A 12,853-nucleotide genomic window follows, 5' to 3' on the forward strand; every position below is an offset into this window, starting at 1 on the left:
AGCAGGCCGCGAAAGCTGGCCTGCTTCTTGAATACCTCCCCTCGTACGCACCGGAAATGAACCCACTCGAACAGTGCTGGCGTCAAGTGAACGAGGGACGTGCCAACAAACTCTATCGAACACTCTCCGAACTGAAAGCGTATCTCACGAGTAAACTCCCAACGCTGCACTCACCGAGGATCTATGAGTATCTCTGCTGATCCCTATCAGTTCCGGCGCACCCGCGACCCGGGCGGCGGGTGCACCGGTACATCGGTCCAGTAATCCGTATGAGAGACGGCCGCCCCGGCCGTCCGTCGACGTCCGCCACGTCCGTGCGATCGAGATCGGCCCGTCCCTCGTCGTCGCGTCGTCGGCTCTCGATCGCGACGGCGACCGTCACTCCACGGTGAACAGGTGCCCCTCCGTGGGTACGTCGAAAAGACCGACTCGCGCGCCAGCGTCGAGCCAGGCGTGGCCGTAGGAAAACGCCGCCAGCGCGTTGACCGGGTCGTCGCTCTCGCGGAAGTGTCTCCCGTCCTCGAGGTACGACGACGCCATCTCGTAACAGTCGGCGGCGGCGGCGGCCATCGGGGTTCCGTCGGGCGGCGCGACCGTCGCCTCCTCGAGCGCGTCCGCGAGTAACTCGCCGTAGCGATCCGTCTTCTCCTCGAGATCCGCAACCATACGCCTGCAACGACGGTCGCGGCCGTAAACGCGTCGACCGCGTCCCGGTTCCGCGTGGACGCGAGCGGCCGAGTGGATCCGGTCGCGTCGTCGGTTCCGGCGGGATTCCGCGGAGAACGCAAGCGGTTTAGGCCGCGTTTCCCTACAGACGTACAGACAAATGAGCGACCAGCCTCGAGTCGAAATCTACACCAAAGCGGAGTGTCCCTACTGCGAGAAGGCGAAGGATCTCTTCGACGGCAAGGGCGTCGAGTACGAGACCTACAACGTCACCGACGACGACGAACTGTTCGAGGAGATGGTCGAGCGCGCCGGCGGACGCAAGACCGCACCCGAGGTGTTCATCGACGACGAACTGATCGGCGGCTGGGACGACACCAGCGCGCTCGAGGAGACGGGCGAACTCGACGAGAAGCTCGGCATCGCGAACGATGACTCCGCCGACACGGTCGAGCATCGGAAACTCCTCATCGCCGGCACCGGCATCGCCGGTCTGACCGCGGCGATCTACGCCGGCCGAGCGAACAACGAACCGCTGGTCATCGAGGGAGACGAACCCGGCGGCCAGCTGACGCTGACGACCGACGTGGCGAACTACCCCGGCTTCCCCGAGGGGATCGGCGGTCCGGAGCTCGTCAACGACATGAAAGAGCAGGCGCGCCGCTTCGGTGCCGACCTGATCAACGGCATCGTCGACTCGGTCGACGCCTCGAGCCGGCCGTTTCGCGTCGAACTCACCAACGGCGACGTCTACACCGCCGACGCGATCATCGCGGCGTCGGGAGCCAGCGCCCGCACGCTCGGCGTCCCCGGCGAGGACGAACTCATGGGCTACGGGCTGTCGACGTGTGCGACCTGCGACGGCGCGTTCTTCCGCGACGAGGACATGCTCGTCGTCGGCGGCGGCGACGCCGCGATGGAGGAGGCGACGTTTCTCACGAAGTTCGCCGACACCGTCTACATCGCCCACCGCCGCGAGGAGTTCCGCGCCGAGGACTACTGGGTCGACCGCGTCCACGAGAAAGTCGAGGACGGCGAGATCGAGATCATGAAAAACACCGAGCTGATCGAGATCCACGGCTCCCAGGCGGACGGCATCGACCGCGTCACGCTCGTCCACAACGAGCAGGGCCACCCCACCGACCGACTCGAGGACCCCGAAACCGAGGAGTTCGACTTCGACGTCGGCGCGGTCTTCTTCGCCATCGGCCACACCCCCAATACCGCGTACCTCGAGGGCACCGGCGTCGAGATGGACGACGAGGGCTACCTCCGAACCCGGGGCGGCGACGGCGGCGGCCAGACCGAGACCGACGTTCCCGGCATCTTCGGCGCGGGCGACGTCGTCGACTACCACTACCAGCAGGCGGTGACCGCCGCCGGCATGGGCTCGAAAGCCGCGCTCGACGCCGACGAGTACCTGGACGACCTCGAGCGCGCCGACTCGAGCGGCGAGACCGAAGTCGCCGCGGCCGACGACTGAGTTTCGGCCGATTTGTGGACCGCTCGAGGTCCGTTTTTGGCTCGGCGCTCGAGAACTGTTCTTCGGTCAGCGCGCGAGAAAGCTCGCGGATGGATTGATACTGCTGTACGTCAGTGCCGGTACAATCGCGAGACATCTGCGGTTGCACCGGAAAATCGGTACAACGGCCCGTCTCAGCCGTCGCGACCGATCCTCGACGTGAATCCGGCCGGCGGTTTCCCCAGGACGGCCGGCGAGACGCGACAGCCACAGGGCATCGCCGTCGCCTCGAGCGGACCGAGCACGGAGACGATCGTCACGCCCTCGCCGCAGGACGGACACGGCGGCAGCGTCGGTTCGCGGCGCTCGTCGCTCGCCAGCGACGCGGTGCGATCCGCGTTAGGCACTGTCGCCTCCCGCGAGGTCGCTCGCTCGAGTCTTCCGGTCGATCAATACGCGTGGTACCCGGACGCGCGCCTCGAGTTCCGGTGGCCCGCTCGAGGCGGTCGCTGGTCGCTGCGGGCGATTCGGCGGTCGTGCGGGACGTTTATATCCCGCCAGAATATACGTAATCATGCTCCTAACCCTCTCGGGTTGGAAGCCGCGTCTCGGGTGGTCCTAGCACCCGGGGCTTTCTGCGTAGCCCCACTGGAGGGCGACTTCCACTCTGATTGTAGACGTTTAGTGACTTATATCTATTGGAAAACTCGTGAAACGACCGTCGGTTTACGGGTTCGATTCGGACGAAAGCGAACGCAGACCACGTCAGCCGGCAGTTTGGCTTTCCGGGTTACGATCACCGATCGCTCGAGGATACACGGTCGCAGCAACAATTGCTCGAGAACGAACGCGAACCGATCGGCGGTCGGTAATCGCTTGAGGAGTACTCCGAATCGCTCTCTTGAGCGAACCGACGCCCGTCGGACGAGCGAAGCGCTGTCGCTGTCCGGTGTAGCGTCCGAAAAATGAAGGAAATGTCGCGAAGCCGGCGTGAGCCGGTGGTTAGTAGTTAGTTCTGACGGCGGAGCGCGAGCATCGCGGCGGCGAGCAGCGCGACGAGTGCGACTGCGACGCCGAAGCCGGGCACGTCGTCGCCCTCTGCGGTGTCGTCAGTCGTGTCGTCGGTCGTGTCGTCGGTCGGCTCTGCTGGCTCGTCGTCGGTCTCCTCAGGCTCGTCGTCGGTCTCCTCAGGCTCGTCGTCGGTCTCCTCAGGCTCGTCGTCAGTCTCCTCGGGCTCGTCGTCGGTTTCGAGCTCGTCGACGAAGAGCGCGTCGGCGGAGTCGATCGTGCTTCCACTGATGCGGAAGTCGAGTTCGCCCTCGTCGCCTTCGCTACGGTCGCTCAGGTCGACGGATTCGCTCTCGAAGGTTCCGTCCGAGTCGATCTCGGTGTCGTCGAGCGTGTGCAGGAAGCTCGGCGTGTCGCCCGCGTTCGTGATGCGGACGCTGGCGTCCGAGCCGGGTGCGACGTTCGTCTCACCGGTGACGACGAATTCGTCATCGGCCTCGAGCTGGACGTTGTCGTCCTCGTCGAGGTTGTCGAACGTCACGGCGGGGTCGACGATCGTGAACTCGGTGCTCACGGACTGGTCCGAGTCAGCCTGGAAGTACGGGTACGCATCGTGGTAGACACCGTCGAACGGTCCGCCACCAGTCTGGTACTCGTAGCGTTCGTCGTCGTGGGTCTCGTACTCGAGCTCAGCGGTGAAGTCCATACCATCCTCGATGGAGCGATCGAACGCGTCGCTGGAGCTCGTGTCGACGATGACGTAGAGTTCACCAGCGTCGTTGTCGACGAGGATGAAGACATCGTCTTCGTCAGCGCCGAGGTTCAGCGAGGTTGGGTCCTGGTTACCCGTGGCGTCGTCAGCCTCGACCTCGAAGTTGATACCTTCGTGGTTGTCGGTGATCAGGTCGTCGAGGGTGCCGGCTTCGAAGCCATCATCGAGGGAGTCCCATCCGTCGCTGTCGTGGTAGGCCAGTGCGCCGTAGAGACCGGTCGCTTCGGCCTTGATAACGAGTCGGTCTTCTTCAGCGACGTCGGTTCGTTCCGTGACGATGTCAGCGACTTCGTCGAGTTCGTCGTCCTCGTCTGCGTCGTCACCTGGTGCGACCCACGTGCTGATGGAGTCAACACCTGGCGTCGTCAGGTCGAGCGTGGCGAGATCAAGTTCCTCGTCGAGTTCGGACTCGCCGTCGCCGTCAACGATGAAGTCGCCGTTACCGTTGGCGGCGACGTCGTAGTCGGTCGCCTGCAGCGGTCGAGTCAGCTGGTAATCGGTACCTGCTCGGTAGTCGGATGCGTCTTCGGAGATCAGACCGAGTTCGTCGAGGTAGTCGGCGAAGTCACTCTGGTCGCCGAGCTGGTCACCGACTTCCTCGTCGTGGAAGACGGCACCGGTCGAACCAACACCGTCGTGGACTTCGCTCGTGAGTTCGTCGTCCCCGTCGTAGTAGACGTCCTCGGTGTCAGCGTCGTGGGCACCGAGCGTACGGGTGTTGACCTTGAAGCTCACTTCGCCTTCGTCGTCGTCGTCTTCGACGTGCACGACGTCGACGAAGCCAGCGTCTTCGTCACCGATCTGGATCCACGTCTCGTCGGTGTCCTCGAGTTCGACCGTGAACTCGACGATGTCACCGGCGGTCTGCGTGTAGACGCTCTGGTCGAATTCACCGTCGACGTCCTCCTCGACGACCTCGATCGATGCAGAGTCTTCAGCCGTCGTGTCGACGACGTCGAAGTCGAATTCGTACTCGTCAGCGTCAACGCCGTGGAAGTCGACTTCCTCTTCTCGGTCGTTGATGTTGCTGAGGACGATCAGCTCGTCGTAGTCGTCCTCGCTGTCGTCATACAGCGACGCGTTGAACGCACCGAAGCCATAGTGTTCGTATCCCGAATGGGTTGGCTCGTGATCCTCGTCGATGGTGGATGCGTCAGTATTACTCTGGTTGCGAATTTCGTCGTAGAGATCGTCAGCGTGATCGACGTGGTCGATGTCGTCCAGCGTGCTCTGGTCGACGCTGTCGTTGTCGACGAAGATGTTGAACAGCTCCTCGTCGTCGAGGTCACCGTCGGCACCGACGATCACCGAGTAGGAGCCCCGGTTCGAGTCGATGTCGAGGTCGGTGGTGCTGCTGTCACCGTCGTTGACCTGGTCGTCGTCGAATTCAACGTCGAGATCCTGCGAGGTGATCTCGAAGTAGGCGTCGCTCGCGTTACCGAGTTCAGCCGTACCATCGTCGAATTCAATGGCCTGGTTACGGTCGTCGGCGAGCGTGACAACGTAGTCACCCGCTTCCAGATCGTCGGTTTCGACGACAGCGTGACCGCCATCAAGCGAGAACTCGTCCTGGAGGCCGCCGATGTCGTCGTCACCAGCGTCGTACGAACGGATCTGGAGTTCCTCATCGTCAGCTGGCGGGTTGTCTGCGTCAGTAATGTTCAGTTCCTGTCCTTGCCAGTAAGTCGATCCCGAATCGAGATCGTCGTCAGTCGCCGCTGCGCCGCCGGCAAATGCGGCGGACATGGCAACTACTGAAAGGACCATGATCGCGGCCAGGAACACTGCGCGTCCCTTTTCGCGATATGAATTTTCGCTCATGTATTATCTTGTTATGGTTTGTGTTTCGTGTTAGTTTGCGTGCGATCGTGGAGGCGACCATCAGCCTTCCGTCGACAACTCGTCTCGTTCCAACGTGGCCACCCGGATAGGGGTACTCGAGGTGTCTTTCAAGCTGCGGTATAAGTCTTGTGTTATTATGGATTTTCATAGATATGTCGTAAATTACCGATAGGCGGCCTTAATCGGACGTGTAAGCCATAATTGAATCGTTCACAAGGCATTATATGACATGTGTGTATACCTGAATCAGATTACAATAGGTAAATTATAATCGGATGCAGGCCAAAATATTTCTCCTGAAATCCGATATTAGTGTATTGAGAGCATCTCTAGACGAAATAGAACGTCGCGCGACCACAGTAATGAAGAGTAACTATTTTGAATTTCATTTAATCCTAATTCACGTGAAGTTAGTGAGGTCGACGGAGCGATCAGACAGCGACCGCCGAACGTACTCGCTACACTCGAGCACCAGAGCGCCACCCTGGACCTCGGAACGCCAAAAACTGATCCCGTCGTGCTGGAACGTCCCTTCTGATCGACTCCGTCGGCCGCCCGCCGGGCGAACGCAATCAGACACCCAACGATGTTACACACAGCATCGGGCTCGAGGAGACCACGGGAACCGTCACACTCCACACCTCGGGTCAGGCCCCGATCACCACCGTGACCGACTCGAGTTCCGACGGGAGACGACCGACCGATCCGAACGGGAGCCGGCGCTCGCGGGCGCACACTCGATACCAGTGCAGCCGCTCTCGAGTGCAGGTCCCGAAAAATGAAGGTGTGTCGTCGGGCCGGCGTGAGCCGGTGGTTAGCGTTTAGTGCTGACGGCGGAGTGCCAGCATCGCGGCGGCGAGCAGTGCGACGAGAGCGACCGCGACGCCGAAGCCGGGCACGTCGTCGGACTCGTCGGTCGAGTCGTCGGTCGAGTCGTCCGCATCGACGTGCTCGTCTGCGTCGTCACCGTTGTCGTCTTCCTCGTCGGTCCGCTCGTCTGCGTCGTCACCGTTGTCGTCTTCTCCTTCGTCGACGTGCTCGTCATTCTCGTCGCTCGGGATCTCGTCGACGAAGATCGCATCGACGTTGTCGATCGTGCTTCCGCTGATGCGGAACTCGAGCTCGCCCTCGTCGCCGTCGCTGCGGTCGCTCAGGTCGACGGCTTCCGTCTCGAAGGTTCCGTCCGAGTCGATCTCGGTGTCCTCGAGCGTGTGGAGGAAGCTCGGCGTGTCGCCCGCGTTGCGGATGCGGACGCTCGCTTCGGAGCCCGGCGCGATGTTCGTCTCGCCGGTGACTTCGAACTCGTCGGAGGTCTCGAGCATGACGTTGTCGTCCTCGTCGAGGTTGTCGAACGTCACGGCGGGCTCGACGATCGTGAACGAGGCGCTCACGGACTGCGTCGAGTCAGCGCTGAAGTACGGGTAGGCGGCATCGCTCTGCGTGCCATCAGCTCCGCCGTCCCACGGATCGCTCACGGAGTCGGCGGTGAACTGGTAGCGTTCGTCGTCGTCGGTCTCGTACTCGAGTTCGGCGGTGAAGTCCATGCCGTCCTCGATGGAGCGGTCGAACGCGCTGCTCGAGCTGGTGTCGACGATGACGTAGAGTTCGCCGGCGTCGTTGTCGGCGAGGACGAAGACGTCGTCGTCGTCAGCGCCGGCCAGGTCGAGCTCGGTCGCGTCCTGGTTGCCCGTCGCGTCGTCGGCCGACACGTCGAAGTTGATTCCTTCGCCTTCCCAGTCACCGTCGCCGGCGACCGCGTCGAGCGTGTCTGCGGAGAACCCGCTGTCGAGTGCGCCCCAGTCACCTTCTTCGTAGACCAGCGCGCCGAAGATACCGGAGGCTTCGGCTTTGATGATCAACTGGTCGTCCTCGGCGATGTCGGTTCGCTGCGTGACGGTGTCGAGAACTTCCTCGAGGTCGTCCTCGTCGTCGGCACTGTTGGACGGTGCGACGTAGGTGTCGATCGAGTCGATGCCCGGCGGCTCCAGGTCGAGCGTCGCCAGGTCGTACTCGTTGCCGAGTTCGGATTCGCCGTCGTCGGTGACGACGAACTCGAAGTTACCGACCGTGAGGTCGTAGCCCGTCGCCTGCAGCGGTCGGACGAGCTGCTCTTCGGCGTCGTCGCTGATGCCGAGTTCGTCGACGAAGTCGTCGAGGTGGTGTCCGGTCGCGGTGAGGTCGTCACCGTCTTCGTCGAGGAAGACGACCTCCTCGAACTCGTTGGTGGTGTCGCCGCCCTCGTCGATGATCATGCTCTTGACGACGTCGTCGCCGGCGTCGTAGACGTCTTCGGAGTCGGCACTGCTGTCGACGCCGACCGCGCGCGTGTTGACCTGAACGGTCACTTCGCCGTCGTCTTCGTCGTCCTCGACGTAGAGGATGTCGACGAAGCCGGCGTCCTCGTCACCGAACTGGATGTACGCGCTGTCGGTGTCCTCGAGTTCGACCGTGAACTCGACGACGTCACCGGCGGTCTGCGTGTAGACGGTCTGGTCGAAGTTGACGTCGACGTCCTCGTCGGCGACTTCGATGGTCACGCTGTCTTCGGCCGTCGAGTCGTGGCCGCTGAACTCGAGTTCGTACTCGTCGGCGGCGATACCTTCGAAGTCGACGTCGTGCTCGCGGTCGTTGATGTCGTTGAAGACGATGTATTCGTCTTCGCCCTCGACGAGCGAGACCTCGAATTCACCGAACGTGTGGTAGGAAGCGCCCGAGTCGATCGCGCTCAGGTTGTCGTAGACGAGCGAGGTATCCGAGTGACCGTCGCGGATCTCCTCGTAGAGTTCGTCGACGTCGCTCGCTCCCGTGGCGCTCAGTTCGTTACTGACGCTATCGTTGTCGACGAAGATGTTGAACAGGTCCTGCGAGCTGAGGTCGCCGTCGGCTTCTTCGACGATCAGCGAGTAGGAGCCGCGGTTCGAGTCGACGTCGACTTCGGTGACGCTGTTGGCACCGTTGTTGACCTCGCCGTCGGCGATGTCGACGTCGAGGCTCTGTGACGTGATCTCGAAGTAAGCGCTGTCAGCGTCCGACGCGAGCGTTGCTTCGCCGCTGGACGTGAACTCGATGGCCTGGTTGCGGTCGTCCGCAAGCGTGACGACGTAGTCGGCGTCGTCGAGGCCGTCGGTTTCGATGATTGCTTCGCCGCCCTCCAGCGAGAACTCGTCCTGGAGGCCGCCGATGTCACCGTCACCGTCGTATTCGCGGATCTGTAACTCCTCGTCCGCGTCGACGTCCGAGGCGTTACCGGTGATTTCTAGTTCCTGTCCTTGCCAGTAGGTCGAGCCCGAATTGAGCTCGGCGTCAGCAGCCGCTGCGCCACCGATGAATGCGGTGGACATGGCAACTACCGAGAGGACCATGATCGCTGCCAGGAACACTGCGCGTCCCTTTTCGCGATATGAAATTTCGCTCATGTGTTGTGTTGATTATGGATTTCGTCTGTGTTCGTTCGTTTGCGTGCGATTCGCGGAGGCGACCATCGACCGCTGTCCGTCGACGACTCGTCGCGATCCGACGTGGCCACCCGGATAGGGGTATTTACCGATCAATTCACTGTTGGCATAAGTCTTGTGTAATACTGAATTTCTAGATTATAATCTAGGAACAACTGAGTTAGACGTCAAAATACACGATATTGGAGGCTTAGTTCCACATATAATAGTTTTCTGGCTATACACGTTCGAGAACGTAGCGGGCACAGTCACGGATCACGACCGACTCGTTCGCGACCCCCTTGAAGTAGTGACACCGCTTTCTCCGTCGCGTGGCTTCGCGACGCAAATGATTTTCGAGCACGCTCACGAAATAAAAACAGTGTACCGAAACACTCATCTTCGGGAGGTCAATTGGATGAGATGTGGGTTGTCCCCACACGTGCGTCCACTCGCGACGGACGCTTGTCATGCACCTGTCGGGACGTACTTTCGGGTAGGGCCAAAGTATTCTCCCCGGCAGGTATCTTCGCGCGCCACCTCGATCGATCCGAGAGCGGCCGCCTTTCGGGTGGGGAATGAACAGTAACGAGTTGTTCCAGTGTCGAGCGTCGGACTGCAACGTCCGCACGGGGTGAAAATCGCCTCGGACGAGAAAGGAATCGATTTCTCCGCCCGTTGGTGTCCGTTCGAGAAGCGTCGTCGGTCGCCGCGTAGCCGATGGACACGGATCGCACCGATGTACGACCGAGCAGTCGTAGAATCGTCGATCGATCCGAACGGACGCGGTACCGTCGCTATCCGGCGTCGGGTCGCGAAAAATGAAGGAAGTGTCGTTGGGCCGGCGTGAGCCGGTGGTTCGTTACTGATCGGACTTAGTGCTGACGGCGGAGTGCCAGCATCGCGGCGGCGAGCAGCGCGACGAGTGCGACTGCGACGCCGAAGCCGGGCACGTCGTCGGAGTCGTCAGTCGTGTCGTCGGACGAGTCGTCGGTCGAGTCGTCCGTGTCGACGGGCTCGTCGTCAGCGTCGTCGTCGGCCGGCTCGTCGTCGTCAGCGCCGTCGTCGACGGGCTCTTCGTCGTCAGCGTCGTCGTCGATCGGCTCGTCGTCGTCAGTTGCGAGCTCGTCGACGAAGATCGCGTCGGCGGTGCCGATCGTGCTTCCGCTGATGCGGAACTGGAGCTCGCCCTCGTCGCCTTCGCTGCGGTCGCTCAGGTCGACGGATTCGCTCTCGAAGGTTCCGTCCGAGGCGATCTCGGTGTCCTCGAGCGTGTGGAGGAAGCTCGGCGTGTCGCCCGCGTTGCGGATGCGGACCGTGGCGTCCGAGCCGGGCGCGATGTTCGTCTCGCCGCTGATGGTGAACTCGTCGGAGGTCTCGAGCTGGACGTTGTCGTCCTCGTCGAGGTTGTCGAACGCGACTTCGGGTTCGACGATCGTGAACTCGGTGCTCACGGACTGCGTCGAGTCAGCGCTGAAGTACGGGTACGCGTCTTCGGTGGTACCGTCGCCGAAGGCACCTGCAGGCGAACCTGGCAGGTTGCTAGTATCGTACGCGTATCGTTCGTCGCTATCGGTTTCGTACTCGAGTTCAGCGGTGAAGTCCATACCGTCCTCGATGGAGCGGTCGAACGCGTCGCTGTCGCTCGTGTCGACGACGACGTAGAGTTCGCCGGCGTCGTTGTCGGCGAGGACGAAGACGGCGTCTTCGTCAGCGCCGAGGTTCAGCGCGGTCGGGTCCTGGTTACCCGTGGCGTCGTCAGCTTCGACTTCGAAGTTGATTCCTTCGTAGTCGTCATCGACCAGGCTCTCGAGGGTGCTGGCTTCGAAGCCATCCTCGAGCGAGTCCCAGCCGTCGCTGTCGAAGTCGACGAGCGCGCCGTAGAGACCGGTCGCTTCGGCCTTGATGATCAGTCGGTCGTCCTCGGCGATGTCGGTTCGCTCGGTGACAATGTCGTTGAGTTCGTCGAGGCCGTCTTCATCAGCGGAGTCGCTCGGAGCAACCCACGTGCTGATGGAGTCGACGCCGGGCGTCGTCAGGTCGAGCGTGGCGAGGTCGAGTTCGTCGTCGAGTTCGGACTCGCCGTCGCTATCGACGATGAAGTCGCCGTTACCGTTGGCGGCGACGTCGTAGTCGGTCGCCTGCAGCGGTCGGGTCAGCTGGAATTCCTCGCCGCTGCGGTAGTCAGATGCGCTGCTGACCAAGCCGAGTTCGTCGAGGTAGTCGGCGAAGTCACCGGTAGTGCCCAGCTGGTCACCGACTTCCTCGTCGTGGAAGTCGGCACCGGTCGAACCGATTCCGTCGTGGACTTCGCTCGTGAGTTCGTCGTCACCAGCGTCGTAGACGTCCTCGGCGTCAGCGTCGTGGGCACCGAGCGTACGGGTGTTGACCTTGAAGCTCACTTCACCGGTGTCGTCGTCGTCTTCGACGTGAACGATGTCGATGAAGCCAGCGTCCTCGTCACCGATCTGGATCCACGTCTCGTCGGTGTCCTCGAGTTCGACCGTGAACTCGACGATGTCACCGGCGGTCTGCGTGTAGACGCTCTGGTCGAAGGCGCCGTCAACGTCCTCTTCGACGACTTCGATCGTCGCCGTGTCTTCGGCCGTCGAGTCGACGACGTCGAATTCGAGTTCGTACTCGCCGGCGTCGATGCCGTGGAAGTCGACTTCCTCTTCTCGGTCGTTGATGCCGATGAGGACGATCTGTTCGTCGGAGTCGTCCTCGCCATCAGCGAACACAGCGGCGTTGAACTCGCCGAACGTCGCGTCAGCGATCGTGCCCGAAGTTGGGTTCAGGTCTTCATCAACGGAGGTGTTGCCGGTGTTCGGGTCGTCTCGAATGTCGTCGTAGATGTCCTGGGCGTTAGGATCGTCGACGAAGATGTTGAACAGCTCTTCGTCGCTGAGGTCGCCGTCAGCGCTGACGATCACCGAGTAAGTGCCTCGGTTCGAGTCGATGTCGAGGTCGGTGGTGCTGCTGTCACCGTCGTTGACCTGGTCGTCGTCGAACTCGACGTCGAGGTTCTGCGTGGTGATCTCGAAGACCGCGTCGCTCGGACTGGACGCTTGCGACGCCACACCATTGCTGTCGAACTCGATGGCCTGGCTGCGGTTATCCGCTTCGGTGATGACGTAGTCGCCGGACTCCAGTCCGTCAGTTTCGACAACGGCCTGGTCGTTCTCGAGCGAGAACTCGTTGACGAGACTACCGATGTCGCCATCGCCGTCGTACTCACGGATCTGCAAGTCTGCGTCGTGATCAACAGTTCCGTCAGTGTTTGTAATATTCAGTTCCTGTCCCTGCCAGTAAGTCGATCCCGAACTGAGATCTTCGTCGGTCGCCGCCCCCGCGCCTGCAAACGCGGCGGACATGGCGACTACTGATAGGACCATAAGCGCGGCAAGGAACACTGCACGTCCCTTCTCGCGAAGCGAAGTTTCGCTTGTCATGTATTGTCTGTGTTATCTGTGTTGGGTTGGTTTGCGTGCGATACAGCGGAGGCAATGACGGCTTACCTGCTACGTGACTCGGTGGTAACCGACACCGATCTTTCGGGTAGGGGTACTGCTGGCTACCGACCGTCCTGGCATAAGCTTTCTGATCAACGTTACACTCTGATTATGTGTGGTAGTGGCGTATTACTGATTCAGATTTCAGGAGCTTCAG

General features: G+C 61.6%; 7 protein-coding genes. 2 read left to right on the top strand and 5 right to left on the bottom strand.

Features of this window, described 5'->3' with window-relative positions; translation table 11 throughout:
* Window positions 1-200 (top strand): transposase (locus tag EA472_RS16660; RefSeq protein ID WP_207891174.1); only part of this gene is annotated, 200 nt, incomplete at its 5' end.
* 178 nt (window positions 201-378) lie between these two features.
* Here EA472_RS16660 and EA472_RS16665 read toward each other — a convergent pair.
* Window positions 379-666 carry a DUF357 domain-containing protein gene (locus EA472_RS16665; RefSeq protein WP_124192645.1) on the bottom strand — a complete coding sequence of 96 codons (288 nt, stop codon included), beginning with the start codon at window positions 664-666 and terminating at the stop codon, window positions 379-381.
* A gap of 160 nt (window positions 667-826) precedes the next feature.
* Here EA472_RS16665 and EA472_RS16670 point away from each other — a divergent pair, with 160 nt between their 5' ends.
* Window positions 827-2,149, top strand: coding sequence for an FAD-dependent oxidoreductase (locus EA472_RS16670; RefSeq protein ID WP_124192646.1), 1,323 nt, complete (start codon window positions 827-829; stop codon window positions 2,147-2,149).
* Window positions 2,150-2,322: 173 nt separating this feature from the next.
* Here the strand turns inward: EA472_RS16670 and EA472_RS16675 are convergent, their stop codons facing one another.
* The 4 genes from EA472_RS16675 to EA472_RS16690 form a co-directional block, all read right to left on the bottom strand.
* Window positions 2,323-2,535, bottom strand: coding sequence for a hypothetical protein (locus EA472_RS16675; protein ID WP_124192647.1), 213 nt, complete (start codon window positions 2,533-2,535; stop codon window positions 2,323-2,325).
* 602 nt (window positions 2,536-3,137) lie between these two features.
* Window positions 3,138-5,729 (bottom strand): BGTF surface domain-containing protein, encoded by a 2,592-nt coding sequence (locus EA472_RS16680; RefSeq protein ID WP_124192648.1) that lies wholly within the window; start codon window positions 5,727-5,729, stop codon window positions 3,138-3,140.
* Between the two features lie 842 nt (window positions 5,730-6,571).
* Window positions 6,572-9,166 carry a BGTF surface domain-containing protein gene (locus tag EA472_RS16685; RefSeq protein ID WP_124192649.1) on the bottom strand — a complete coding sequence of 865 codons (2,595 nt, stop codon included), beginning with the start codon at window positions 9,164-9,166 and terminating at the stop codon, window positions 6,572-6,574.
* Between the two features lie 893 nt (window positions 9,167-10,059).
* On the bottom strand, window positions 10,060-12,636 hold the full coding sequence (locus EA472_RS16690; RefSeq protein WP_124192650.1) for a BGTF surface domain-containing protein: 2,577 nt from the start codon (window positions 12,634-12,636) through the stop codon (window positions 10,060-10,062).
* Window positions 12,637-12,853: the final 217 nt, after the last annotated feature.

Origin of the sequence: Natrarchaeobius oligotrophus, from assembly GCF_003841465.1 — an archaeon.
Taxonomy (GTDB): domain Archaea; phylum Halobacteriota; class Halobacteria; order Halobacteriales; family Natrialbaceae; genus Natrarchaeobius; species Natrarchaeobius oligotrophus.